This is a genomic window from Methanosarcina barkeri MS, assembly GCF_000970025.1.
Classification (GTDB): Archaea; Halobacteriota; Methanosarcinia; order Methanosarcinales; family Methanosarcinaceae; genus Methanosarcina; species Methanosarcina barkeri.
The window spans coordinates 4,016,941-4,042,647 of sequence record NZ_CP009528.1; the positions used below are offsets into that span (position 1 = coordinate 4,016,941).

The following is a 25,707-nucleotide window of genomic DNA, read 5'->3' on the forward strand; positions in this document are numbered from 1 at the left end:
TTTTACTTCTTCCTATCGTACTCTTCGGACTTGAGGCCAGCCCTCTCATTGAAAGAGTCTACAGCGTCCAGCAGATCCTGCTGGGTAAGTATTTTACGCTCTTCGAGAAGAGCACCCAGGACAGCTTCCCTTATAACGACACGCAGGTCCGAACCTGAATAACCTTCTGTCAATTCCGCAATTACCCCTGTGTCATAATCCCCTTCGATGTGCCGGGTTACGATATTCAGTATATCTTTACGCATCTCAAGGTCAGGGAGGGGAAAATGAACAATCTCGTCAAAGCGTCTCCAGGCTGCACTATCGAGCATGCGGGGGTGGTTGGTCGCGGCAATAAGAAGAACTCCATGATCCACAAGGCTGATCTCATCTATGGCCTTAAGAAGGGTATTTACTGCTCGCTTAATGGCAGCATTCTCGTCAGACGTTCTTGCTTTTGCTACGAAATCGAGCTCATCTATGAAAAGAATGCAGGGATTCAATTTCTTTGCAAGCAAAAAGACTCTGTCAATATTCTTTGCAGTCTCACCAAGATACTGATCTGTTATCATGGAGAGTTTGACCTCAACAAACGGGATTGAGAGCCGTTCTGAAAGTGCACGGGCAACCGAGGTCTTTCCGGTTCCAGGAGGACCGACAAACAGGAGTTTTCCGATATCATGCAAGCCGATCTCCCGCAGGTATTCCCTGTACTCGATGGCTTTTGTGATCTTTTCAACTTCGTTCTTCTGTTCCCCGGTGAGCACAAGGTCTCTGACTTTTTGTTTTACATCCTCAGGAGCGATAATAACCGCGAGTTTCAGCATATCTTCGCTTTTGTCCTCTTTCCGAATCTCCGCTATCTTGGACTCTATCCATTCCCTATCGGATTCCTTAGGACTTATTTTCGTCTTTGCAAGCGCATAATTTGCAGCCTCATCCTTTCTTATTTTTTCAAAGTAATAAGCCAGGACAGGGTTATTTTCAATCCTTTCCTGGGAACCTTCCTGCTTTTCAAACCATTCTGCAGCAAGTTCGAAAGCGCTCAGACGAAGTTCAAAGTGAGACTTGTCAGTATTTATGAAGGGGACGTTCCTTACGATTTTTTCGATATCCTTAAGCCCATACAATTTTTCAATACGAATAAATGTGGCTGTGATGGGTTTGGGAACTGTTTTTTCTGTGCTACTCCAGTAGTTTTTTCGGATGTTTTTTGGAAGATCATTTACATCCAGTTCTGGATAGCGATTATAGATCTCTGCAGTTAGCAGTAGTTCTACGATATCTAATATAGTGCCTGACATGTTTTTACCTGTTGCATGCTTGGACTAATCCACTATCAAGTGTTGGGCACTCAAATGCGGTAAGTTCTTAAATTCGTCTTTAATTTGTTAAACCAAGTAATTGGTTTTCTTCGATGATAAAATTTACGAAGCAGCCGGCAGTAAAAGGAAAAAAACCGGCTGGAGATGATAACTTTATCTAGCAGAACACATTATCATCTATTCTATCTCTTTCGGGAGTCAAGCATATTTTCGGAAAAAGCATTTGCAATCCCGAAAAATGTCTCACTTTCAGAGAGTAATTGTGAATTCTGGAAATAGCTAATTGTCTCCGCGTAGATTTTCGCATCTTAGAGACAATTCAATCTATATAGCTTGTTTCTGGGATATCACGGAATTATCAAAACTTCTGCATTATCAGAACTAGTATATTAAAACTATCATTCCTAAGATATCTCTATCTAAGGAAATCCAGAATTATCCCTAGAGGACCATTGCATGACAAGAGAACAACTCTATTCAGGGAAAGCAAAAACTATCTATAAGACGGATGATCCTGACACCCTTATTACCGAATTCCGAAACAGTCTGACTGCATTTAACGGAGAAAAGAAAGGGGAAATGGAAAAAAAAGGGTATTATAATGCTCAGATCTCAAAAAAAATTTTTGAGATGCTCGAAGCCGAGGGGATAAAGACTCATTTTGTCGAAATGCTTTCTGACATCGATATGCTTGTGAAGAAAGTCGAGATTATAAAAATCGAGGTCATTGTCAGGAATATTGCCGCAGGTTCGATTACAAAAAGATATCCCATTAAAGAAGGCACGGTTTTCAAGACTCCTGTACTTGTTTTTGACTTCAAAAACGATGAGTATGGAGATCCCATGCTAAATGACGATATTGCTCTTGCACTTGGGTTAGCAACACCGGAAGAGCTCGCCACACTCAGGAAATTCGCTCTGAAAATTAACGAACTGCTTGTGCCCTATCTGGACAAAAAAGGCATTTTACTTCCGGATTTCAAACTAGAATTCGGAAGGAGGAACGGAGAAATCATCCTTGCAGATGAGATTTCCTGCGATACCTGCCGGTTCTGGGACAAGAAGACCGGTCAGTCAATGGACAAAGATGTCTTTAGATTTGACAAAGGCGATATTTCTAAAGCTTACGAAGAAGTTGCACGGCGCATAGTGCCCGAAATATTTGAATAAACGTGAAAAAAGGTCAGGAAACCTGAATAAGCCGGATAAAAGGCTTTAAAGTTTTCCTGCCTGCTTATTTTTGTTTTTAAAATATAGTCAGTGATCTATCCTTATTTAAAAAAGAAATCCAGAGTCGTTTGAAAACGGAAATCTGAAAGCATCTTTGCCTGCTGCATCCATTCGGATTTTGGTGTGCTTATCCTACCCGCAAGGTCCGAAACTGCAGCTTCGAGAGAATCGAATTTTTTTGGAGGGTTCCGAAGAGCTTTTCTCATGCCCTCTCTAACGACCCAAACTCCAAGGGGAGCCCAGTAATCTGGAGTTATCTCCCGAAGTACAAATACCGAGGCTTGCCTTTTGATTTCTGTCAGATATTCAAGCACAGGCAGCCGTGAGGCATAATAGCCTCCAGCCAGGGGAGAATAACCTTTTTTTCCATCGTAACTCTCGCTGTCTTCCCCAATCCAGCTTGATTCTCCAGACCAGACTGCTTTTGGGAGCCAGATTTCTATAAGTTCGAAGGCATAAGCCTGTGGAAGGATAAGGACTTCAAAATGGTTCCCGAAATGAGTCCCGCTAAAAAGCTGGATCCCTGAGACCCAGGGAAAGTCCTTTATGCGGTCTGCAAGTTCCTTTCCTGCCATATCATCCACGGCTGTAATTGACCAGCGTGTTGGCACGATTTTTCGTTCTTTTCCGAGCAGGCCAATTGAGAACAGGCGAGTAATATGTTCAGCCGGAATATCCCCTTTATAGAGTTCAAGCACCGCATCTTTTGCCAGGGCGTCAGTGTCGTAGACAAGGTAATCCACTTTTTTCGGAACATTCGGATTTTCTGCAAGTTCAAAGTTTTTGACAAGCCCTGACGGCCCCATAGGCGTCAGTACGGCATCGAATTTGAGTTCCTGTTTAGGGGCTTTAAAAAACCAGGCTTCGGTATCCACTGGCTTTCTGGAGAGGGCAAGTTCCTGCGCTTTTACAAGAAGAGGGTTTTCTTTGCTGCGGGCATCCTTTACATGGAAATTTGTGTTTGCCCTGACCATGCGGGAACGCATGGAGATAATGTCTTGAATTTGCATGTTTGCCCAGGCTGAGGTATCTTCAAAAACTGAGGCTTCGCTCTCATTTGCCAGAGGGGGAATAAGCGGGCCTGCAGAGACCCTGGGGTAACCAAAACTTCCGACAAAAACAGCAGGAGGAGATGCTCCAAAAACCGAATCTCCAGAGATTACAGGAGCGATGGACTGAAAAGACTTGAATTTTTCAAGGATTGGACAACGGAGACGCCCACAAAGTCCCTTTCCTTTACATTTAATACACAGTGTTCCATTCACTTTAAATCCGTATCCTCGCAGATGATACAGGCTTTAGCTTCAGGAGCGTTCTTGTATAGCCAGCCGGATTTCTGAACAAACCTGCAAACGTTGCACATGCCATCTACCTTTTCCTGAGAGGATAGGTCTTTATTTAGAAGCACTAATGCAAATTTCCGAATTTCGTTCTGAGTCTCCTCGGAAAAATCAACTTCAGCCCCACGTTTTTCACTCACGTACTGGGATACCGCAGCCCTTGAAAGCTCCAGGATGTCCGCTACATCCTGCTGCGTGCACCCATGCTCAAAGATCATTGTTCTGGAAAGTTCTGCCCTAATTGCGGGCAAGACTTTCTGTACCATAATTTCACATGTTGTTTTCATGGGAGACCAACACCACATAAATCAGGTAAATTTTGAGAGATTCTCTTAACCAGGATTACATCCATAAATTTATCAATTAGTTAGATATCCATATACTTTTGCTTTTTGAGTAGAAGTATCTCTTAATTTACCCAAAACGCATGCTATTTAAATACTGACAAAAATATAGTAATTCCAGACCTGAAAAGTTATTGCTAAATAATATTATTGCTATTTCTCAGACCCGGTTTATTCCTGAACCTCGTCAGGATTTAGTTTTTGATTTGTTCAGCAGAGAAACCCTTTTCCATGAGGACTTCTTTCATGCGGGCCAGGTGATTACCCTGAAGTTCCACAGTATTTCCCTTTACCGTACCGCCGCATGCAAACTTTGATTTAAGATAAGTGGACAGTTCATGAAGATCTATTTCACTTGCGTCGAAACCTTCTACAACGGTAACTTCTTTGCCGTATCTTCTTCTATTTACTTTCACAGTAATTCTCTGTTGCTCTTTTGCAACTTCTTCGCAAATGCAAAGTTCTTTTGGAAGCCCACATACTGGGCACATTCCGCTGCTCATTTGTTGGTATATCCTCCGAATTTGTAATCATTGTATATGTAACTTACATCTAAAAATAACTAGATAGATATAAAGTACTTATCAATGAAGGTATTAAAGCCTAATGGTATTTTACAGGCACTTTATATTGAATTTCAGTTACTAGCCCGAAACTCTTGACAATATAAAAAGCCAATCAGAGCTTTAGTATTGTTTAATTTTTTTATATATTAATATATTCATTTGTAATGTTAGTTTTATAATGTTTACTTATAGAGTAAATTTAACAACATGATCATTGGTGAATAATACAGATCATTACAAACTGCAAGTGAAAAAGCTGGGTATCTGAAAGGAATTCAAAATATTAACGCTTTGGGAAAGGATCTACGCCGAAAAATCAAAGAGCTGAGAAAGCTAAAAAAGCTTAAAATACCTGATTTTGCCGGAAAAAGCCTTTCATACCAGCGACAAGTTAGATATATCTTGAATTTCATCTCTTTCTATAACCTGCTATCACATATATATGCACTTCTATTATATAAATATAGCAGTATAAAAGTATTATACTAATAAATCGGGGGCACCTGATGAACGAATTGAACGATTTAATAGGTTTTGTAAACGGAAACAGTATAAGGCAAAAAGTGCTCTCCTTACTTTCCTCAAAAGGAGAAATGGAAGGAAAAAGAGTATCAAAAACCCTGAGAGTTGCACATCCCACCATTGCAAAAACTCTCGATGAACTTGAACAGAAGGAATTAATTACAAAAAAGGAAGAAATGTACTCCCTTACCGAATCTGGAATAAAAGTGGAAAAAATGATCCAGCAAATATAATTTTAACATATTTCTTTCATCCACTTTATTTTAAATCTTTTTATCCTTAGCTTATTCCAAAATCGATTTCATACTCAATAAAACCGATTTTATTCTCAATCAGTAAAAATTTCAAGATCATTTTTCAGAAAGAAGCCTCAATTGATCGATCATAATATGCAACTCAGAAAAATAACCTTGAACCCTGTATCAATGATCATCATCTTCTTTTCATCCAGTATGATATTCGTGAAAAAATGCAAGAGTAGAAAGCTTGCTATAAGATTTAATAGTCACAGAAATCCAGAAAGAATGAAAAAACTCTATCCTGTAATTCAACTTTCTTGGTTCAGTTCAACATCTTTATTGTAATTCAATACTCTTATGCGTAACCGTTGACTCGTTTGATCACGTCGTTTCAAGGGGCTTTTCGGTCAAGCCTTTTTTAAAAAGGGTTGTACCACAACCGTTACGATGTTGATCTCGTCGTTGCTATGATTTTTCGATAAAACCTTTTCCTAAAAGGTTTTCGGTCAAGCTTTTATTAAAAGGCTTGCTGTCAAGCAGTTTTTTGAAAAGACTTGAGTTAGAAATATTTATTTAATTCTTATCCCTTTATTGCGGCATAAACTGTTAACGCTAATACTGAAACTCTTGAATTTAAGGGAATAATCAATTCTATTAAGAAAAAACCAGAGCTTCGGCATCCAAAAAAGGACTAAGTATCAGAGGCAAGGCAATGTTACCTGAAGAAGACCTTAAGATTATTAAAAAAGAACTGGGGCGAGAGCCCACCCTGGTAGAACAGGGCTGCTTTTTAAACTTATGGAGCGAACACTGTTCCTACCGCTCAAGTGCTCCTCTCCTGAAAACTTTTACCAGTAAGGGCGAAAACGTAATTATTGGCCCTGGGGACGATGCTGCAATTATAAAATTTGATGATGGCTATGTACTTGCCATAGGTATGGAAAGCCATAACCACCCTTCATATGTCGACCCCTACAACGGAGCTGCTACAGGTATAGGAGGCATCGTAAGAGATATAATCTCCATGGGAGCCCGACCAATAGCCCTTATGGACCCACTTTATTTCGGGCCTCTGGACACTCCAAAAAATATGTTTCTCTTTGAACAGATAATTAAGGGAATTGCAGGGTATGGAAACTGCATAGGAGTGCCAGTGGTCAATGGTGAGACTTTCTTTGACCGAAAATACAGTGGAAACCCTCTTGTAAATGTTGTTGCAGTAGGGCTCTGCCGGGAAGATGAGGTCATAACTGCCCGCTCCCAGAAAGCCGGAAACAAACTTGTGCTCGCAGGCTCCAGCACAGGAAAAGACGGACTTGGAGGAGCTTCCTTTGCATCCAGGGACCTTTCCGAATCAGCCGAAGCCGAAGACCGCCCAAGCGTCCAGGTGGGAGATCCGTATACTGAAAAGCTCGTAATCGAAATGACACTGGAAGCCATGGAAAAGGGTTATATAAAATCCTGCAAAGACCTGGGAGCCGCCGGTCTTGGAGGAGCAAGCGCGGAACTGGCTGCAAAGGGAGGACTTGGAGCCTATATTATTGCAGATGCCGTGACCCAGCGCGAACCCAATATGAATGCTTATGAAATCCTGCTTGCAGAATCTCAGGAGCGCATGGTCTTTGAAGTAGCTCCTGAAGACGTTGATGCCGTACTTGCTCTGGTAGCAAAGTACGACCTTAATGGGGCCGTAGTTGGATACTTAACAGAGAAACCAAACTACACGGTTGAGTTCAAAGGGGAAGTCGTTGTAGATATTCCAATTGATTTCCTGACAGGTGGAGCTCCGACCTGTGAGAAATCCTCAGTAGCTCCTGTTCCTCAGGTTGAAGAAAGTAAAGCCCCCGAAACTCCGGAAGACCTTAAGGCAGCCTTCCTGAAAGTTATCTCTTCCTACAATATTGCCTCAAAAGAATGGATCTACAGGCAGTACGACCATGAAGTCCAGTTAAGAACAATTGTCAAACCCGGAGAAGACGCTGGCGTGCTCAAAATAACTGATAAAAAAGGACTCGTACTTTCCTGCGGCTGCCAGCCAAGAGCTACCCTTCTTGACCCCTATAACGGAGGAAAGAATATAGTAATTGAAAACGTCATGAACCTTGCAGTAAAAGGGGCTGAAGGGCTTGCGATTGTAAACTGCCTGAATTTTGGGAACCCGGATCGTCCGGAAATCTACTGGCAACTCAAAAACTCCGTACTTGGGCTTGGAGATGGGGCAAGGGAGCTCTCAATTCCAGTCGTGGGAGGAAATGTTTCCCTGTATAACGAAAGCGATGAATTTAAGACCGCAATTATCCCAACCCCTTCAATAGGAATAATAGGGAAAGTCAACCTTGAGACTCCTCTTCCTTCAAGCTTCTTTGCAAAATCCGGAGACACCATCATCCTGGTAGGAGAGACAACTGCAGATATGGGAGGTTCCGAATACTATGCCTGTTTAGAGGCCCAGAATGCCGGAAAAGTTCCTTCTGTCCCGAAAAATGCTCCTGAGATAATAAAAGCCGTAATCAAAGCTGCAAGGAGCGGAAAACTCAGCTCGGCACACGACCTGTCCCTTGGAGGAATTGCCGCAGGACTTGCGAAGATGTGCAAGAACTACGGTGCAAAAGTAGACCTGAGTGAAGTTTCAGAATTAAAAGCTGAGGAACTATTATTTTCAGAAGCTCCAGCAAGAGCTTTACTTGCTACAGGCGAACCAGAGGCTGTACTTGAAATCCTCAAAGATGTGCCTCATATGATAATCGGCAAAGTCGAAGGCAATTCCCTTGAAGTAAAAGGAAAAGACTTCGAGATTTCCCTCTCCCTCAAAGAAATCTCCGACGCACACAGCAGCCTGACAAGGTTTATGATGAGATAAAGTCCCCGAATTTCTTCACCCGAGTTCCGTCACCCGAGTTCCGTCACCCGAGTCCCGTCTCGGGAGGACGGTGCCCTTTTCGCTTCGCTCAAGAGGGCTGAGAAATATTGTAAATAAGTTTCACGTAAATAAGTTTCACTCAAGTGAAATAACTTACAAAGCTGCGGTTTTTTCGCCCATGCCTTGTTTTTGGAAGCATGAGACTTTCTTTGCTTCCAAGAGATTTTCTTTGCTTCCAATTTAGATGGAATCCCATTCTATCTTACCTTTTAATTTGTTTTTAATTTAAGTTGTTCTTTTTACCCTTGAGTTATTATCAGTATTTTCTGATTCCTTGCAAGTTCAGGTTTGGGCATAAAAAATAGTTTTGAGTTAACCAAAACAATAGTTTTTAGTAGGTTTCCGCACTAGAATACTGTGTTATGAAAGCTGTATGCATCTGTATGGGAGTGCATCTGCCTTACAGTCCTAAGTGGTACTGGCCTGTAGAGGGATTTTTCGGGGTGCCTGAAATGGACCGGTATTTTGACCGGAATAGTATTTTTTCAAAATTTTTAAAAACAAGCCGACAGTTTTTACGTCTTAATGATCTGATTATGGAGTCCATAGAAAGAGGAGGAAAATATTCCTTTGATCTATCCGGACCATTCCTTGGACAGTGTAGATGGGACCCCGAACTTCTCGAATCATTCCGTGAATTTGGGGAAAATGGAGGCGTAGAATTCACAGGGAGCTGCAGTTATCACTCCCTGAGTTCGCTATATCCCGATCTTTCCTGGTTTAAGGAAGAAGTGCTCATGTACAGGGAAATGCTTCGGGAATTACTGGATATTACCCCTAAAACCTTCGTAAACACAGAGCTTCTGTACACCGAAAGAGTAGAGAAGATTCTTACCGACCTGGGTTATAACTGTCTTATCGCCGAGGGGTCCAGGAACCTCATGAACGGATATGACCCTGTACATGTCTTTGAGAACCATCTTCCGACTTTGTTGAGGCATATAAACCTTAGCGAAGACCTTGAACTGCGCTTTTCGGAAAAAAACTGGCAAGGCTATCCTCTTATTCCGGAAAAGTTTGCAGACTGGATTGCCAGCATGGAAGGTGATATCCTGACTCTTTATTTTAATTATACAAGCCTCTGCTTTCACTACAGAAACAAAAGTATGATAGACGATTTTATCAGGATGCTTCCAGAAGCCTTAAAGTCCAGAGGCATTGACATGCTCACACCTTCTGAGGCTGTCAGGAGATTTGAACCCTTAAAACTTCCTACCCTGGGAACAGAACAGACAATCCGATATGGAATAAATAATGCATTAGGTAACCATGCTCAGCAGCTTTACCTGCGAGAACTGGTAAGAATTGAAGAGGAACTCTCAGGGCTTAAAGAAAATAAAAACTATCGAGAACTTAAACATATATTCGGTTATCTTCAGCAGAGTGAAATCTTTTTTTCTATGAATTCTGAGAATCTCAGGGAAGGATATGAAAGAGCTGTCAATTACTTTTCCATCCTGTCCGATTTCAGGAGAGCTGTGCTGGAGGAGGGAGCATGACATCGGTTTGCATGTATTTCCAGGCACATCAGCCTTTCAGACTGCGCAGGTTCTGGCCTGATGACAGATCAGGTTTTTTCCGCTATTTTGACGAGAGAAGCAACAGGGAGATCTTTGAAAGAGTAGCTCGGAAATGCTACATTCCTGCAAACAGGCTCCTACTGGACGCTCTTGATGAACATAAAGGAGAATTCAGGTTTTCTCTTTCGGTTACCGGAACCCTGCTCGAACAATGTGAACTCTGGGGAAAAGATGCCCTTGAAGGCTTTCGGCAGATGGCAGAAACCAGAGCAGTGGAATTTCTGGACGAAACCTTTTATCATTCCCTATCAAGTCTTTTTGAAGACAAAACCGAATTTATTGAGGAGATAAAAGAACATAGAGAAATTATGTTTGACCTTCTGGGAGTTAAACCTCAGGTATTCCGGAATACCGAACTGCTTTACAATAACACTATAGCAAAGCTTGTTTCGGATCTTGGGTACAGAGCGATCCTTACCGAAGGAGCGGATCATATGCTTGAGGGAAGGTCACCCAACGTACTTTACAGGGCAAAAGGTTCGGGACTTCCTATTATCTTCAGGAATTACAAGTTGAGTGACGATATAGGATACAGGTTTTCTGCAAGGTGGTGGGAAGGATATCCCCTGACTGCAAAGAAATGGGCCTCATGGGCTTCAGGGAATAATGAAAATTGTGTTAATATCTTTATGGACTATGAGACCTTTGGAGAGCATCAGTGGAAAGAAACCGGGATATTTTCCTTCCTGAAAGAACTTCCCGGGGAAGTACTCAAGACTCAACTGGACTTCAGCACCCCTATTGAGCTTGTCGAAAAATATTCACCTGTAGCTGATATCGATGTTGGGGACTTTTCCACAATTTCCTGGGCTGATATGGAACGCGATACAAGCGCATGGCTTGGGAACGACATGCAAAGGCGCTGCTTTGAAGAAATAAAGCTGCTTGAGCCCTTTGTGAGGAAGACGGAGGACCCTGAAATCCTGCATATATGGAAGCATCTGCTGACTTCGGACCATTATTACTATATGTGTACCAAATGGCTCGGAGATGGGGATGTACATTCATATTTCAGTGTTCACTCCACGCCTTTCGATGCAGCGGTTAATTTCATGGCTGTACTTATGGATTTCAAAGCACAGGTATTCAGAAAACTTCGCACAATAGCTTAACTAAAGAACACATACTAATTCATGGGAGTCAGGTCACATGGTAAGAGACTTATTCATGTTTGCAGGTTTCAATGAGAACTCGCAGATTGTATGGTTTAAGATAATCTACTCGAAAGAACCCGGATCTCTGTCTTTAATAAGTGACTTTCTCGAAAAAGAGAACGCCTTCATTATGTTTGGTCATCTAGATAATATTACACAGAAAACCGGAGAATATTCAGTATTTACCGAACTTGACAAAGATGTTGATCCAGAAAGTTTCGCCCAAAAAATAAAGGAACTTGAAGTTGTAAATGAAGTTGAATATGGGATTTCAGAATACGGGATGGTTTATTCCGTGGACTTCCCTCTAAATGTTATAGGAGTCAGGGGAGTTATGGCAAGGGCACTTACCATTGTTGATATCATTAAAACTCTCAACCAGAGTGCGCCGCATGCAGAAGGGCTTCTCACTCTTTCAGGACTTAAGGGTGGGACTCACGCAGCAAAGTATTTCAAGAGTATTCTGGACCTTAATGACAGTAATTTTGCAAGCATGCTTGCAGAACTCTTCAAAGGCGTGGGCTGGGGAATTCTGGAAATCGAATGTGATCCCAAAACTTATGAAGGAAAAATCATTGTGAAAGACTCATTTATAGCTGATGTTTACGGAGGGTCGGAACAGCCAGTTTGTGCCTATATGAGCGGTTATTTTGCAGGTTACCTGACCGAATATTTCGGGAAAAACATAAGTGTGAGAGAGGTAAGCTGTAAAGCTACAGGAAAGGAAGTCTGCGAACACATAATCTCGCCGGCGCCGTCGGGCGGTACAAGCCAGGAATACCAGATGAGAGGGGTGACGCGGTGATAAAGCAACCCAATGTTATTCTCGGAAATGACGATCTGCTTGTAACAATGGGAAAAAAAGGGGAGATCATAGGTTTTTTTTACCCCCGTCGAGACCATGCTCAGCATGTCGAAGAATCCGTCGCCTGTATCCATACAGGAGAAAGGCTTCTCTGGACCAATGATAACGAATGGCACGGCATCCAGAATTATATAGAGGACACAAATATTGTGTCAACAAAACTTTATCATGATTCGGGAATCCGTATTTCCATTCTTGACCTTGTGCACCCTGATGTGCCTGTCCTTATCCGCAGGTTTAAGGTCCAGTCCCAGAAAAAGCTTTCAGGAAAATTCTTTTATTACTCGAATTTTAACGTAGGGGAAACCTCCAAGAAAAACTCCGGGTTTTGCGATACCGATATTCATTTGCTCGTACAGTACTGGCAAAACTATCATATAGGGATATATTCCCAGCCAGAGTTTAATGAGTGGCAAATCGGAAAGGCAATGGATACTATATGGTGGACGAATTCCAAATATGATATGGAAGACGGAAAACTTCAGGGGAATAAAGAAGACATAGGAAACATTAATAACGCGGCTGGCTGGGATCTTGAACTGGAGGCTGACGGAGCAAACGAGTTTGTGATCCTTATAGGCGCTGCTTCTTCCCGACGCATCCTGTATAAGAGAATGCAGGAGCTCTCAAAACTGCCTCTTGAATACATTTTTGAAAAGACGCGGGAACACTGGGTTATGTGGCTTTCCAGAAAGCAGGTAATCAAAATTCCAGGGCTCGAAGAATACGAGAACCTGCGTCAAGATCTGTTCAATGCCTATAACCGAGCTCTTTTGATGCTTTACCTCCTTAATGACCGCGAATATGGGTCTTTTGTAGCTGCTCCGGAGTTTGACTCAAACTTTGAGAAATGCGGAGGATATGGATTCTGCTGGAACAGAGATGCTGCAGAAATCGTGCTCGCACTAAAGCACTCAGGCTATCCAGGTTACTGTGACATGTTTTTCAAATGGTGCATCCAGACTCAGCTCTCCGATGGTTCCTGGTTTCAACGCTACTGGCTAAATGGGGATATAGCTCCCTCCTGGGGCAACTTTGACTACTCAACTCAGATTGACGAAACCGGGTCCACACTCTATGCTATGGATGTTTATTACGGAATTCTCGAAGGCCTGAAAAAAGCTGAGTTTCTTGAAGAGGTATGGGTCTCGGTACTCAGGGCTGCCGAATACCTGATGAAGCGGACCAAGTCAGGAATTCACGAAAGATGCATGGATCTCTGGGAGACTTACTACGGAATTTTTACATATACAAATGCTTCAATTTATGCCGGGCTCATGGGTGCTTCCCATCTGGCTGAAGAAAATGGAGAAGCTGGCATGGCAAGGCGCTGGAAAAAGAGAGCAGAATTCGTCAAACAGGCCACAATTGACCGTTTCTGGCTTCAGGAAGGCTACTTTGCAAAAGGAGTAATTAACGAGAAACTGGACAAAACGATTGATGCAAGTATTCTAGGCACCTATGTCCCTTTTGGAATGCTCTCTGCAAAAGACCCCCTGGAAAAGGATATGATTCAGTTCATGATAGAGAACATTCAAAAGAAACTCTCAGTACCTATAAATCTCGGTTACGGCATCAAAAGGTATGAAAATGACAGTTACATAAATGGAAACCCATGGGTAGTAACTACACTCTGGCTTTCGGAAGCAATGTTTACCTTTGCCCTTGAACTCTCCTATGAAAAAGAAAGCTCTGCTCCCACGCATGAGAATTCATATGAAAAAGAAGAAAAACCTGAAGAAAAAGTGAAAAGACTGACCAGTGAAGGAATTGGCTACCTCAAATGGGCTCTTGCCGGAGCAACCAGTACAGGCCTTCTCCCGGAGCAGGTGGATAAGTCTACAGGCAGCCCTGCCTGGGCAATCCCTCTTGGATGGAGTGGATCTCTGATACTTAATAATATTCTGCTTCTGGACAAAATCTGCAGGAGAAAAGCCGGAAATCGACAAGAAAGTTAAGATGCAAAAAGTCTGAGAAAAAGAGAAACACAGTGAATTACGCAGTTTTTCACCTATCGGAATAAATATTTAAGGAATTGAAGGAGGAAAAAGCTCCTAAAAGCAAGAAAAGCAATGAAAAACTACCTCCTTACATCCTTCATCCACGATATCCATTCATCCACGCTTCTCCGCGTTGATAGCAGTTTTGGGATCAATTTTTAGATTACCAGAATTTCTGCCGAAATATAGACTTTTTTAGTTTAAGTTTAGACTTCCTTTCTAATTTCTGTTGCCCCACCGAGGTATGGCCTGAGAACCTCAGGGATTTCCACACTTCCGTCCTCACGCTGATAGTTTTCGAGTATCGCAACGACCGTCCTCCCTACAGCAAGACCTGAGCCATTAAGAGTATGGACGAACTGAGGGCCATCAGGAGTCCTGAAGCGGATATTAGCCCTTCTGGCCTGGAAGTTCTCGAAATTGGAGCACGAAGAGATTTCCCTGTATTTTTCCTGTGTAGGTACCCACACCTCGAGGTCATAAGTCTTTGCTGCTGAGAATCCGATGTCTCCAGTACAAAGATTTACCACACGATATGGCAATTTCAAAAGTTTAAGGATCTCTTCCGCATCATTGGTAAGCTTTTCCATTTCTTCATATGAGGTTTCCGGCTTTACGAACTTGACAAGTTCAACCTTATTGAACTGGTGTTGACGGATAATGCCTCTGGTGTCCTGACCGTGTTTTCCGGCCTCGCGCCTGAAACAGGCAGTATACGCTGTAAGGAAGACAGGCAGTTTTTCAATATAATCGTCCATAAAGAGATTGGTTACAGGGACTTCTGCTGTAGGTGCAAGATAGTAACCATCAGTACACAGATACATATCATCCTTAAATTTAGGCAACTGACCTGTACCAGTCATAGCTTTTTCATTGATAAGTACAGGTGGAAAAACTTCAGTATAACCCTGTCTTTCATGTACATCCAGCATAAAGTTTATGAGCGCTCTTTCGAGTTTTGCGCCCATTCCTTTATAGACTGTAAAACCCTGACCTGCAATCTTGGCTCCTTTCTCAAAGTCGAGTATATCCAGTGCTTCTCCGATATCCCAATGGGGCTTTGGAGTAAACGTGAACTTTCTTGGCTCGCCAACGACCCTTACAACTGGATTATCATTCTCGTCCTTACCTACCGGAGTTGTCGAAGATGGGATATTGGGGATTTGGAGCATTATTTCATGTATTTTTGACTTGTAATCACGTATTATATCATCGATTTCTTTTATACGGCTATTAATGCCTTGCATTTCCTCTATCTTGGATAAAGTATCTTTATTTTCTTTCTTTAGCTTCGCTATCTCACGGGTGACCACATTGCGCTTATGTTTTAGCTCATCACCTTCGGTGAGACATTTTCTCCACGCTATATCATACTCAAGAAGGCTATCTATAAGCTCAGTGCTCATATTCCTATTAATGAGAGCGTGTCTAACTATATCGGGACTATTACGTACAAGTTTAAGATCCAGCATATTAAGCCCGAGATATCCTGCATGTGAGAGAATATATATTTTGTGATTTTTCGGGTGTAAAGCTGTTATGAAAATCAGCAAAGTTGAAAAAGAAGAGAAAGAACAGGAAAATATTAAGATAAAAAATAAAATTAAAAAATCCGGAATTTTAACTGCTTGCAATTAAAACCACATTATTTATTAATACCTGCTCTGTTAGGATTTCAGGCAAGAAGTCTTCCATATGGACTTTCTTCAAAGTAACTGACAGACTGTTTGGCTGTCTCATTAGATCCTTTGGAATCCGAACCCAAAAGTAGCCTTGAAATACTTGCCTTGTTCATATATTCAACTTTTGGTTCCCCTGAAATTCCTCCAAGTTCCGCAGCCTTGTCAATTGCATCATAAATATTTCCAAAGCCATCCACAAGCCCAAGTTCCTTTGCCCTGACTCCGGTGTATATGCGACCATCAGCAAGAGATTTTACGTTACTTCTGGACATGTTGCGCCCTTCAGAAACCTCAGCTACGAAATTTTCGTAGCTATCCATAACTACAGAATCAGCATACTCTTTTTCCTGATCAGTAAGTCCTCTCCAGGTACTTCCCATGTCTTTCATTTCTCCAGATTTTGCAACATAGTAATCTACACCTGTTTCTTGATTAGAGAGAGAATTATTCTGGAAGACCCAGATCACTCCAATAGATCCGGTATTTGTAGAGGGGTTTGCAATAATGTAATCAGTCGGCGCAGAGATATAATATGCAGCACTGGCTGCAAGGTCCCCCATGGATACAACAACAGGAATTCCTTTTGCCTGGGCTTTCTTAATTTCTTCTACAATTTCTTGAGCTGCTGCTGGAGATCCTCCAGGACTGTCAATTCTAAGCACAATTGCCTTGACTCCATCATCTGCGGCAGCACTGCGAATATCTCCTGCAATCGCTTCTGAAGTAGCATAACCAAGCCCTTCAGCAACGTTTCCGGAAAAGATAGTGCCCTGGATATAGATAACAGCTACCTTCTCCGAACTTCCCAAGTTTCCACCAACACCAAAATTGGAGGAGATTAACGCAAGACTCACCAGTATGATAGCAACGAGAGCCAGTACGACCAGCAGGTAGGGCATCCATCTATGCTTTTTTTTCTGTGGATACGGATTGGGATTCATGCTTAAACTCTTGTTTTTAATTTCTTTATTTTCAGAGACCTCAATGTGGGTCCCATGATCAGCCATTTTTTCCGGACCATCAGGGGCAGAGCTGTCAAAGGAGTTATCACTAGTACCGTAAATTCCATTATCAGGAACAGAGCAACCTCTTCCATTGTGAGGACTGCTTTGTAAGTTGTCATCTCCGGATAGATCTTCTGAGTTCGTATCTTCAGGGTTTATGTTTTTATCGCTCATATCTGATGGAACCGTATATATAGAACCGTATATTTTAGATTTGCCGCTTTAGTTTGCGGTCTTGAGCATTATTTATATTTTTAATCAAGAGAGTAAATAGTATTGTAACAGGCGGTGCAAAGGATACTTACAAAAGCCCGCAGACAATAGAATTTACAAACAGCTCATTTATCGGAGCTATTATTAATCTATCTCTACATTCCACCCTTCTTTATATATGATTATTAACTATTCCTCAAATAGATTACCTTGTAAAACACAATAGTGAAATATATTTTAGAATTGCAACAAACATTTTCTAAAAAAGTTTGATCAAAAAGCGTGAGCGAAATATATTTCAGAGTTGCAATCGTCGAAGAGGAATATATTCATAAAAAATATATGGAGATAAGAATGCCAGAATCATCCAGTAAACCCGTACTTGTCACCTGTGGCCTGCCTTATGCTAACGGCAAGGCTCATATCGGGCATCTCCGGACCTATGTGCCCGCAGATATTTATGCCCGTTCCCTGCGAAAAGAAGGGAGGGACGTTACTTTTGTCTGCGGCTCGGATACTCACGGCACCCCCATTGTCGTAAATGCCGAAGAACTAGGGATTACTCCTAAAGAGCTTATAGAAGTTTATCACAAACATTTTGATGAGACTTTCAAGCAGCTTGGAGTTTACTTTGATGCTTTTGGGACTACTGACGATCCTGAGAATCATAAACGGACCACGGATATTGTCAACAGGCTGATTGAAAAAGGCTATGTATACCCGAAAACTATCGAAATTGCCTATTGCCCCAAATGCAATCGTTTTCTCCCTGACCGCTATGTAGAAGGTTCCTGCCCTCACTGCGGCGAAATTGCAAGAGGAGATGAATGCGATCAGGGATGTGGAAAACACCTTGAGCCCGGAGAACTTCTAAACCCTGTCTGCACTATTTGCGGAGGGCCTGCCGAGTACAGACAGCAGGAACACTTCTTTTTCAAGCTTTCCGAATTCAGCGATTACCTCATGGACTATCTCTCAAATGACCTTGGCGGAACCATCAATGCCAGAAACTATGCACTTGGCTGGGTAAAGCAAGGACTTACAGACTGGTGCATCACCCGGAACCTGGAATGGGGAGTAAAATTCCCTGGGCATGATGACCTCGTAGTCTACGTTTGGGTAGATGCTCCTATAGGATATATCGCTTTTACCGAGGAATGGGCTGCAAAAGCCGGAGATTCCTGGGAAAAATTCTGGAAAAACGACGGGGAAATTGTCCATTTTATAGGAGGGGACATTACCTATCATCACTGTATCTTCTGGCCGGCTATGCTTAAAGGCGCGGATTATTCGGTGCCGACTGCTGTCGTAGCTTCAGGCATGGTCAAAATTGAAGGTAAAAAGTTTTCCAAGAGCCGGGGCAATGTGGTCTGGGTAGGAGAAGATTACCTTGACCACGGTTTCCATCCTGACCTGCTGAGATATTATCTGGCAAGTTATACATCCCACACAAAGGAGCTGAACTTTTCCTGGCGCGTGCTTCAGGAAAAAATCAATACCGAACTTGTTTCCGTGTTAGGGAATTTCCTGTACAGGACAATGCTTTTCGCTTTCAAGAACTACGGAGAAGTCCCGTCTGGAGAACTCGAGCCTGAGGTAAGGGAAGAAATCGAAAAGACTCTGAAGGAAGTAAAAGCCGCAATGGCTGAATATGAGTTCAAAAGAGCCGTTGATTCTGCAATGTCCCTTGCATCTTTTGGAAATATCTACTTCCAGTCCCACGAGCCCTGGAACCTAATAAAACAGGATAAGGTCGCCTGTGGACAGGTGCTTTACAACTGCCTGCACCTGGCAAAAGCTCTATGCCTCATTTTTGAACCAGTAACCCCAGGAAGCATGGAGACCGCCTGGAAAGAACTCGGGCAGGAAGGAGACCTGCACACCACGCTGTATGCTGATGCTCTCGTGCCTCTAAAAGCAGGCACAAAACTTGCAAAGCCCAAAATCCTTTTCACAAAGCTTGAAGATGACAGGATTGAAGAAATGGAAGAGATTGCAAACCAGAGAGTAAAAGCTGCAGATGCAAAGAAAGCCGCAGGAAAGGGTAAAGGTAAAGAGCCCGCCAAATCCGAAGGGATGGGTCCTGCCGAAGAAGCAAAACCAGCCGAGAAAGCTGAAGGCGCAGCAAAACCCAGAGAAGAGGAAAAAGAAACACTTCCCATGATCGAGTATGAAGACTTTGCAAAACTCGACATCCGCGTAGGAAAAGTTCTTCTCGCCGAACCTGTGAAGAAATCAAAAAAGCTCATCAGGATTGAAGTGGACATTGGCGAAGAAAAACCAAGGCAGCTTGTTGCAGGTCTTTCTTCTTATTACGCTCCTGAAGAGCTTGTAGGAAAATCTGTAATCGTACTCGCCAACCTGAAACCTGCCAAACTCTGCGGAGTTAAATCAAACGGCATGATGCTTGCAGCCGACGACGGTGGAGAAATCGTATCAGCCCTTATGCCGGACAAAGAGATAAAGCCGGGTTCAAGGATACGCTGAAACAACCTCTTGAATAAAAAATACTTCTACTAGCTTAGAACCGTCTTCTAATTATATATTAGAGGACGCCTACCAGTTTATCTGGCAGCGCACCCCAGAAAAGGTAGAGTTAAGCAAAGAAGATAAAATACAATTTGAAAAGAGTAACGTGCAGGTAGAATTCAACCCTATTATTGATTATGTAGGGTTTTCATTTTTAGATTCTGCTTTTTACTTTTATTTACTGTTTTTTACTTTTATTTACTGCTTTTTACTCTTATTTACTGCTTTTTACTCTTATTTACTGCTTTTTACTCTTATTTACTGCTTTTTACTTTTATTTACTGTTTTTTACTTTTATTTACTGCTTTTTACTCTTATATACTGCTTTTTACTCTTATTTTTTGCTTTCTGTTTTTGTTTTCATTTCATAAGCGTTACGGATCATTCATTATTTTTTTTGTTTAAGCATCAACAATATAACCCTTAACAAAAAGTTTTTCATTGATATGAAAAACATTTTTATATAGTTGCACAGATTTAATAGATATAAAACAAGCTATAAAAATAAATCCTATTACTTTCAGCTTTTATTATTAAGTTTAAGATAAATTAGATGAATTTACCTTAATAAATGAAAAGAAGACAGTTTTTACAAAAAATCATGAAAAATCCAGCCCGAAATTTCGATTACCTGCTATTTAGAAAATTGAAATAAAGAAAAGGAGAATTTTGATGAAACGCCTAAATTTGTTTCCGATACTTTTTACGCTTATACTGCTTCTTCTGGTTTCAAATCTCGCAGCAGCGCTGATTGATGCAGAGGCTGCCAAAATCCCTTATCAAGTAAACAACTCTGACCGAATAGTTATTGGTACAGTCAGCAAGATTGACACATATAGCAGCTACACAATTTATACCGTTAAAGTTAAAGAATGGCTCTATAATCCTATTCCTGCAGAGACCATAAAAATAAGAAGTAAAATAGGGACTAATCTAACTGTGGAAGATGAAGTCGAGTTTGCCCAGAACGAATCTGCCCTTTTGATGTTAAATGACGGAAATCTCGATGAGCTACTTTTTAGAGTACCTTTGGGAATAAAATATCCTGTTTCAGATAGGGATGCAGTAATCGAGGAGTTGAAAGCTCAGGGTAAATGGCAAGAAGAAAATCAAACCGAAAATAAGACAAGCGAAACCGGAATGAAAGAGAATACAGGAACAACAGGCGAGCAGGAAGAAAGTTCCAATCAAACCCAGAAATCAAACACTACTCCTTTCATGAGCCCTGTCTGCATGCTTGCAGTAATGCTTGGTGTAATCATATACGTAAGAAGGAAAAACTAACAATGACTCTTCGTTATTTTGTATGGGCTGAAAATAAAGAGCAGGAGAATTTTAATGAAACGCCTAAGTTTGTTTCTGATACTCTTTACATTTATACTGCTTATTTTAGCTCCAACCCTTGCAACAGCCTTATTTACTCCAGAAGCTGCCGAAATTCCGTACCAGATAAACAACTCTGACCGTATTGTTATTGGCACAGTAAGTGAGATTGATGTAGCTGACTATTACACTAACAACACAATTACAGTTAAAGAATGGCTCTACAATCCTCTACCAACAAAGACCATAATAGTAAGGACTAATATAGGGGCCAATGCCTCTACTGAAGACGAGGCAGAGTTTGCTAAGAACGAATCCGTACTCCTTATGTTAAAGGATCAAAGACCCGATAAGGGAGTTTTTTATATGTCTCTCGGCTTTTTGGGAAAACACCCGGCTACGGATAGAGATGCAGTAATCAAAGAGTTGAAAGCTCAGGGTAAATGGTCGGAAAACCAAATTGAGAACAAAACAGACGAGACCGAAATTATAGAGAATATTGAAACAGTAGGCGAGAAGAAGGAAAGTTCCAATCAGACACAGAAATCAAACCCCACTCCTTTCATGAGTCATGTCAGTGTGATTGCAGTAATGATTGGGGCAATCATATACATAAAAAGAAATCAATAAAAACTGCGTAAGGAAAGTTTCTGCAACCTTTATAAAAAGAGCGTGTCCAAAATCATTGACTTAATTTTAAGACACGCTCTTATTTAACCTGTATGAGTTTTTAAATTCAGTCCAAACGTACAACTCTTAAAAGAGACTTAATCGGGACATTAAAGATTGTATCTACACCTTTTTTGTCGACCAGTACTACTACAACTCTTGGTTTTGCATTCATATCTCTCAGTTGCTCAATCACTTCCATACTGGTTGAACCGGTGGTAATAACATCATCCACGATGACGCAGTTTTTACCGGCAACTGATCCGAAATTCCTGCTTATGGTCCCTTTGCGTCCTGTGCTAGCGGTCTCCTGCCCTTTGCGGTGATAAATAGCTAAATCTGCACCCAGTTCATATGCCATCATACTTGCCAGAGGAATACCATTGGCTGCAACGCCAACAACCACATCTACTTCAGTATTTGTTTTTCCCAGGGTCTCGAGTACAACATCGCAGAGTGCAAGCGAAATGTTATGAAGACGTTTAGCACTTTTCCCTATGTTGCTCCAGTTTACGGAAATATCTTTTGGAGCGGGAGCTGCTACTTCTTTTTTTGAACGGGTTAAAAGCCAGGTAACGGTTTCCCTTGAAACATTGAGTTCCTCGGCGATCTGACCGGTTACAAGCCCGTTGCTTTGCAGTTCCACAGCTTTCTGTATTAAATCGTCTATATCCTTCATGCCTCCATGCCCACCTGAAATTTTTATCCGGCTGTATTTCCGGGTTTCCAAATTAAGATAATATTATAATATCAATTATATCAATTTCTTATATCAATTTCTTCAGCTTAAGATTAACTCTTTTACAAAACACTACCTGTAAAAAGAGTGTACGAAAAACATTGAAAAATTGGTACATACATCTACCAGATGTATTAACCTTTATTTTTCTCCAGTACCATCTCAAGATAAGAAGTCCTGATAGAATCCTTTTCTCCGGCACCAAACTGTTTTAGTAATTCAAATAACTTTGCCCTTGAAGTTTCGAGCTCTTTTTCACTTTCAGCCACAATTTCGACTTCAAGAAATTCTCCAAGCCCTTCAACGGCATCGAGGCAAACAGTAATCTCTCCCGCCCTGAAAACGTCCCTTTTTTTACGGACTACTCCGGCTTCCGAAAACCCAAGGGCATGAAGTATTTGTGTTGTGGTGGCCTCGTCTACAGGAGTTTCGAATTCTTCCCGGGTCTTGGAGATCCCATCAAGTTTGGGGCCTTTATAAGTCATCACAGCCTGATCATTCAGGGAACGGATCCTGAGCGCTTCATCGGTTTTTGCAAAATCCCTATAAGGAGCTGCAAAATAAACGTCGGACTGGTTCTCAACTCCAAGTTTTACTGCCCCGATTTTTTTTAGGATCGGGAGGGCTTTTGAATGGTCTGCTCTGACCTTGACCTCGATTTCAATCATAATTTTCAGGCATCTCCAGTTAAATACGGTTAAAATTGGTAAACATTGTGACAAGGTATTTGTAGCTAGTATTTATGACTAGGCACTTTGTCTTCTAGACACTTTGCTTTGCTAAAAACTCACCTCAGTACTCTAAAAAAATGGAGTCCGGAAAATCCGGATCTTTCATGAATCTTCGGGGGCGAACTTGGTGCCGTAGTAGATCATACCACCTTCACCGTCTTCCCCAAGCTTGCGAAATACGGATCTCACCCTCATTCCAATGTGAATTTTATCAGGATCGCAAATTACCTGCGAAGTCAGGCGGGGACCTTCATCAAGCTGAATTATCGCAAGAGTGTAAGGAGTCTGGTCTTCAAAACCTTCCGCAGCTGTATGAATTATTGTATATGATATTATTTCGCCAGTGCCTTTAAACTTATAAGGCTCAATATGACCTATACGCCTACAGTTTACGCAAAAATTACGCGGGGGATAGTAATATTCCCCACATTCTTTACAGCGGGTACCTTCAAGGTTATACCTGCTGCCGAGACTTCTCCAGAATCGTGGAACAGAAGACATCGGATCTCACCTCTCCCTCGAGAAAATATGCACTACTGCTGTTGCTCCTGACCCTCCTACATTGTGGGTCATACCGTACTCTGCGCCTTCGACCTGACGCTTGCCTGCTTCTCCGCGCAGCTGGGTTACGATTTCTACAGCCTGTTTTATGCCGGTTGCCCCCACAGGATGCCCGCAGGCTTTGAGGCCGCCGGATGTATTAACAGGAATTCTGCCTCCGATTGCGGTTTCACCATTTGCTGTGACAATTCCGCCTTTTCCTTTTTCTGCAAATCCCAGGTCTTCAATTGCACAAATCTCAGCAATTGTGAAGCAGTCATGCACTTCTACAAGGTCGATGTCTTCAGGCTTCAGTTTTGCCATGGAATAGGCCCGCTTTGCAGCCACCACGGTTGCATCGAGGGTTGTTATATCTCGCCTGTCATGAAGCGCAATTGTATCACTTGCCTGAGCAGTTGCCCTGATATAAATTGGAGTATCTGTATACTTGTGCGCAATATCCGCTGGGGCAAGCACAAGAGCTGAAGCACCATCTGTTATTGGGGAACAGTCAAAAATGTGTAAAGGATCGGCTACCATTATAGAGTTCAACACATCATCCACAGTGATTCTGTTTTTATACTGAGCAATGGGATTTAAAGAGCCGTTTTTATGATTCTTTACGGCAACTTCGGCAAGCTGTTCGCTGGTAGTCCCATACCTGTGCATATGCAACCTTGCAATCATTGCATAGATCCCGGGAAAAGTTGCTCCTGCCATCCCTTCCCACTCCCGATCAGCCGCTGCTGCAAGAGCTGAAGACGCTTCCTCAGACCCCACATCAGTCATTTTTTCTGCTCCTGCTGCAATCACGATATCATTATAACCGGAAGCTACAGCCATGATGGCTTGTCGAAGGGCAAGCCCACCCGATGCACAGGCAGCTTCAACTCGAGTAGCCGGGACATGCAAGTTCTTAGAAAGTCCCGAATAGTCAGCTATAAGAGCCCCTATATGTTCCTGATCAATAAATCGGCCTCCACTCATGTTTCCTACGTAGAGAGAGTCGATTTCTTTTCCACCAATGCCTGCGTCTTCGAGTGCTCCAGCCCCGGCTTCTACCACTATATCCCTAAGGGACTTTCCCCAGAGTTCTCCGAACTTGGTATTCTTTACTCCGATAATTGCTACATCTCTCATATTCTTCACTCCGTTTTCATGACCGGCGGATCTTCCCTTTATGTTTGGCATATCTCGCATAGTCAATATATATAGGATCTTTAATCAGTTCGGAAACCGTCGGAGCCCTGTTTCGGATTTCCTCAATCCTATCTGTAACCGTTATACTAAAAGCATCAGACCCTGCACCTGACCCAAAGGCAGTCGCGAAAATCCTGTCTCCTGGTTTTGCCTGATCAAGGGTTGCAGCAATTCCCATAAGAGCGGAACCTGAATACGTGTTCCCGATTTTTGGAACTACAAGCCCTGGAGCAATCTGGGCCTTGGTGAAACCCAGGATTTTTGCAACTTTGGTTGGGAATTTTCCGTTTGGCTGATGGAAAACCGCATAATCGTAATCATCAGGCTTTGTTCCGAGTTTTTCCAGAAGCCCTTTTGCGCCGTTAGTCACATGCTTGAAGTAGCCTGGTTCTCCTGTAAAACGGCCTCCGTGCTCAGGGTAGGGCATTCCTTCCCTCCTCCAGAAGTCAGGGGTGTCAGTTGTAAAAGAATAAGTATCTTCAATGATTGCGGCAAGCTCGGATTCTTTTTTCCCAATAAGGCAGGCAACTCCTCCTGCAGCTGCAGTGTACTCGAGGGCATCACCTGGAGCCCCCTGGGAAACATCGGCTCCTATAGCCATGCCCAGGTCGATCATCCCTGAACTTACCAGTCCCATACAAGCCTGAACTGCGGCTGTCCCTGCCTTACATGCAAACTCGAAGTCTGCTGCAGTCATGTTTGGGGTTGCTCCTATAGCCTGGGAGACAATTGTGCTTGTTGGTTTTACAGCATAGGGATGACTCTCCGAGCCCGTATATACAGCCCCAATCCTCTCCGGATCAATCCCGCTTCTTGCCATCGCGTATCTTGCCGCTTCCACAGCTATAGTTGCTGCGTCTTCATCAATATCAGGCACGGATTTTTCATATACCATAAGGCCACTTTTAAGAGCATCTGCATTATCACCCCATACTCGGGCGATTTCTTCAACTTTGATACGGTATCGGGGGACATAAGCACCGTAAGATACGATTCCAATAGTCATTATTTCC

General features: G+C 42.3%; 21 protein-coding genes. 10 read left to right on the forward strand and 11 right to left on the reverse strand.

Translation table 11 applies throughout. The features are described 5' to 3' along the window. Positions 1–2: 2 nt before the first annotated feature. Positions 3–1,283, reverse strand: coding sequence for an AAA family ATPase (locus MSBRM_RS16385; protein WP_048121967.1), 1,281 nt, complete (start codon positions 1,281–1,283; stop codon positions 3–5). A 477-nt stretch (positions 1,284–1,760) separates the two neighbouring features. On the opposite strand from MSBRM_RS16385, the gene purC reads away from it, so the two are divergent. Next, the gene (purC, locus tag MSBRM_RS16390; protein ID WP_048121968.1) at positions 1,761–2,474 is read left to right on the forward strand and encodes a phosphoribosylaminoimidazolesuccinocarboxamide synthase; all 714 of its coding nucleotides are present in this window, start codon (positions 1,761–1,763) and stop codon (positions 2,472–2,474) included. 101 nt (positions 2,475–2,575) lie between these two features. Here the strand turns inward: purC and MSBRM_RS16395 are convergent, their stop codons facing one another. The 3 genes from MSBRM_RS16395 to yciH all read right to left on the reverse strand — a co-directional run bounded on the left by MSBRM_RS16395 (position 2,576) and on the right by yciH (position 4,721). Beyond that, positions 2,576–3,799, reverse strand: coding sequence for an Nre family DNA repair protein (locus MSBRM_RS16395; RefSeq protein WP_048121970.1), 1,224 nt, complete (start codon positions 3,797–3,799; stop codon positions 2,576–2,578). Further along, positions 3,796–4,161 carry a transcriptional regulator gene (locus tag MSBRM_RS16400; RefSeq protein ID WP_048121971.1) on the reverse strand — a complete coding sequence of 122 codons (366 nt, stop codon included), beginning with the start codon at positions 4,159–4,161 and terminating at the stop codon, positions 3,796–3,798. Before MSBRM_RS16400 ends, MSBRM_RS16395 begins: the two co-directional genes overlap by 4 nt. A gap of 251 nt (positions 4,162–4,412) precedes the next feature. Next, the gene (gene yciH / locus MSBRM_RS16405) at positions 4,413–4,721 is read right to left on the reverse strand and encodes a stress response translation initiation inhibitor YciH (RefSeq protein WP_011023951.1); all 309 of its coding nucleotides are present in this window, start codon (positions 4,719–4,721) and stop codon (positions 4,413–4,415) included. Between the two features lie 569 nt (positions 4,722–5,290). On the opposite strand from yciH, the gene MSBRM_RS16410 reads away from it, so the two are divergent. The 6 genes from MSBRM_RS16410 (at position 5,291) to MSBRM_RS16435 (ending at position 14,022) form a co-directional block, all read left to right on the forward strand. Continuing rightward, positions 5,291–5,539 (forward strand): winged helix-turn-helix domain-containing protein, encoded by a 249-nt coding sequence (locus MSBRM_RS16410; protein ID WP_230628981.1) that lies wholly within the window; start codon positions 5,291–5,293, stop codon positions 5,537–5,539. Positions 5,540–6,257: 718 nt separating this feature from the next. Continuing rightward, complete coding sequence (purL, locus tag MSBRM_RS16415) at positions 6,258–8,405, forward strand: phosphoribosylformylglycinamidine synthase subunit PurL (protein ID WP_048121973.1); 2,148 nt, start codon at positions 6,258–6,260, stop codon at positions 8,403–8,405. Positions 8,406–8,827: 422 nt separating this feature from the next. Then, a complete protein-coding gene (locus tag MSBRM_RS16420) occupies positions 8,828–9,964 on the forward strand; it encodes a glycoside hydrolase family 57 protein (protein WP_048156329.1) in 1,137 nt (378 codons plus the stop codon). Continuing rightward, positions 9,961–11,157 carry a glycoside hydrolase family 57 protein gene (locus MSBRM_RS16425; protein WP_048121977.1) on the forward strand — a complete coding sequence of 399 codons (1,197 nt, stop codon included), beginning with the start codon at positions 9,961–9,963 and terminating at the stop codon, positions 11,155–11,157. The genes MSBRM_RS16420 and MSBRM_RS16425 overlap by 4 nt, the downstream gene beginning before the upstream one ends. Positions 11,158–11,194: 37 nt before the next feature. Beyond that, positions 11,195–12,004, forward strand: a complete 810-nt coding sequence (locus MSBRM_RS16430) for a V4R domain-containing protein (RefSeq protein ID WP_048121979.1) — start codon at positions 11,195–11,197, stop codon at positions 12,002–12,004. After that, entirely contained in the window at positions 12,001–14,022 is a 2,022-nt protein-coding gene (locus MSBRM_RS16435; RefSeq protein ID WP_048121981.1) for a glycoside hydrolase family 15 protein, read from the forward strand. Before MSBRM_RS16430 ends, MSBRM_RS16435 begins: the two co-directional genes overlap by 4 nt. Before the next feature lie 248 nt (positions 14,023–14,270). Here the strand turns inward: MSBRM_RS16435 and serS are convergent, their stop codons facing one another. Both serS and sppA read right to left on the reverse strand, forming a co-directional pair. Further along, a complete protein-coding gene (gene serS / locus MSBRM_RS16440) occupies positions 14,271–15,536 on the reverse strand; it encodes a serine--tRNA ligase (RefSeq protein ID WP_048121983.1) in 1,266 nt (421 codons plus the stop codon). A gap of 203 nt (positions 15,537–15,739) precedes the next feature. Continuing rightward, positions 15,740–16,924, reverse strand: a complete 1,185-nt coding sequence (sppA, locus tag MSBRM_RS16445; RefSeq protein ID WP_048121984.1) for a signal peptide peptidase SppA — start codon at positions 16,922–16,924, stop codon at positions 15,740–15,742. A gap of 393 nt (positions 16,925–17,317) precedes the next feature. Here sppA and metG point away from each other — a divergent pair, with 393 nt between their 5' ends. The 3 genes from metG (at position 17,318) to MSBRM_RS16460 (ending at position 21,445) form a co-directional block, all read left to right on the forward strand. Then, entirely contained in the window at positions 17,318–19,450 is a 2,133-nt protein-coding gene (metG, locus tag MSBRM_RS16450; RefSeq protein WP_048121985.1) for a methionine--tRNA ligase, read from the forward strand. Between the two features lie 714 nt (positions 19,451–20,164). Continuing rightward, the gene (locus MSBRM_RS16455) at positions 20,165–20,776 is read left to right on the forward strand and encodes a hypothetical protein (RefSeq protein ID WP_048156332.1); all 612 of its coding nucleotides are present in this window, start codon (positions 20,165–20,167) and stop codon (positions 20,774–20,776) included. Positions 20,777–20,830: 54 nt separating this feature from the next. Continuing rightward, on the forward strand, positions 20,831–21,445 hold the full coding sequence (locus MSBRM_RS16460; RefSeq protein ID WP_048121989.1) for a hypothetical protein: 615 nt from the start codon (positions 20,831–20,833) through the stop codon (positions 21,443–21,445). Between the two features lie 106 nt (positions 21,446–21,551). Here the strand turns inward: MSBRM_RS16460 and MSBRM_RS16465 are convergent, their stop codons facing one another. From MSBRM_RS16465 to MSBRM_RS16485, 5 genes are all read right to left on the reverse strand, one after another. Next, positions 21,552–22,163: an orotate phosphoribosyltransferase-like protein gene (locus MSBRM_RS16465; RefSeq protein ID WP_048123583.1), complete on the reverse strand. Its 612-nt coding sequence runs from the start codon at positions 22,161–22,163 to the stop codon at positions 21,552–21,554. 194 nt (positions 22,164–22,357) lie between these two features. Continuing rightward, positions 22,358–22,891: a class IV adenylate cyclase gene (cyaB, locus tag MSBRM_RS16470; protein WP_048121991.1), complete on the reverse strand. Its 534-nt coding sequence runs from the start codon at positions 22,889–22,891 to the stop codon at positions 22,358–22,360. Between the two features lie 165 nt (positions 22,892–23,056). Beyond that, positions 23,057–23,455 carry a Zn-ribbon domain-containing OB-fold protein gene (locus MSBRM_RS16475; protein ID WP_048121992.1) on the reverse strand — a complete coding sequence of 133 codons (399 nt, stop codon included), beginning with the start codon at positions 23,453–23,455 and terminating at the stop codon, positions 23,057–23,059. A 6-nt stretch (positions 23,456–23,461) separates the two neighbouring features. Further along, the gene (locus tag MSBRM_RS16480; protein ID WP_048121994.1) at positions 23,462–24,634 is read right to left on the reverse strand and encodes a thiolase domain-containing protein; all 1,173 of its coding nucleotides are present in this window, start codon (positions 24,632–24,634) and stop codon (positions 23,462–23,464) included. Positions 24,635–24,650: 16 nt separating this feature from the next. After that, the gene (locus MSBRM_RS16485; protein ID WP_048121996.1) at positions 24,651–25,700 is read right to left on the reverse strand and encodes a hydroxymethylglutaryl-CoA synthase; all 1,050 of its coding nucleotides are present in this window, start codon (positions 25,698–25,700) and stop codon (positions 24,651–24,653) included. Positions 25,701–25,707: the final 7 nt, after the last annotated feature.

Coding starts and splice junctions, on each gene's coding strand:
- yciH (WP_011023951.1), bottom strand. CDS start 4,721: ATGAGCAGCGGAATGTGCCCAGTATGTGGGCTTCCAAAAGAACTTTGC.
- MSBRM_RS16465 (WP_048123583.1), bottom strand. CDS start 22,163: ATGAAGGATATAGACGATTTAATACAGAAAGCTGTGGAACTGCAAAGC.
- serS (WP_048121983.1), bottom strand. CDS start 15,536: ATGCTGGATCTTAAACTTGTACGTAATAGTCCCGATATAGTTAGACAC.
- MSBRM_RS16410 (WP_230628981.1), top strand. CDS start 5,291: ATGAACGAATTGAACGATTTAATAGGTTTTGTAAACGGAAACAGTATA.
- MSBRM_RS16480 (WP_048121994.1), bottom strand. CDS start 24,634: ATGAGAGATGTAGCAATTATCGGAGTAAAGAATACCAAGTTCGGAGAA.
- purL (WP_048121973.1), top strand. CDS start 6,258: ATGTTACCTGAAGAAGACCTTAAGATTATTAAAAAAGAACTGGGGCGA.
- MSBRM_RS16485 (WP_048121996.1), bottom strand. CDS start 25,700: ATGACTATTGGAATCGTATCTTACGGTGCTTATGTCCCCCGATACCGT.
- MSBRM_RS16400 (WP_048121971.1), bottom strand. CDS start 4,161: ATGAAAACAACATGTGAAATTATGGTACAGAAAGTCTTGCCCGCAATT.
- MSBRM_RS16425 (WP_048121977.1), top strand. CDS start 9,961: ATGACATCGGTTTGCATGTATTTCCAGGCACATCAGCCTTTCAGACTG.
- MSBRM_RS16430 (WP_048121979.1), top strand. CDS start 11,195: ATGGTAAGAGACTTATTCATGTTTGCAGGTTTCAATGAGAACTCGCAG.
- MSBRM_RS16460 (WP_048121989.1), top strand. CDS start 20,831: ATGAAACGCCTAAGTTTGTTTCTGATACTCTTTACATTTATACTGCTT.
- MSBRM_RS16475 (WP_048121992.1), bottom strand. CDS start 23,455: ATGTCTTCTGTTCCACGATTCTGGAGAAGTCTCGGCAGCAGGTATAAC.
- metG (WP_048121985.1), top strand. CDS start 17,318: ATGCCAGAATCATCCAGTAAACCCGTACTTGTCACCTGTGGCCTGCCT.
- MSBRM_RS16455 (WP_048156332.1), top strand. CDS start 20,165: ATGAAACGCCTAAATTTGTTTCCGATACTTTTTACGCTTATACTGCTT.
- cyaB (WP_048121991.1), bottom strand. CDS start 22,891: ATGATTGAAATCGAGGTCAAGGTCAGAGCAGACCATTCAAAAGCCCTC.
- purC (WP_048121968.1), top strand. CDS start 1,761: ATGACAAGAGAACAACTCTATTCAGGGAAAGCAAAAACTATCTATAAG.
- MSBRM_RS16420 (WP_048156329.1), top strand. CDS start 8,828: ATGAAAGCTGTATGCATCTGTATGGGAGTGCATCTGCCTTACAGTCCT.
- MSBRM_RS16385 (WP_048121967.1), bottom strand. CDS start 1,283: ATGTCAGGCACTATATTAGATATCGTAGAACTACTGCTAACTGCAGAG.
- sppA (WP_048121984.1), bottom strand. CDS start 16,924: ATGAGCGATAAAAACATAAACCCTGAAGATACGAACTCAGAAGATCTA.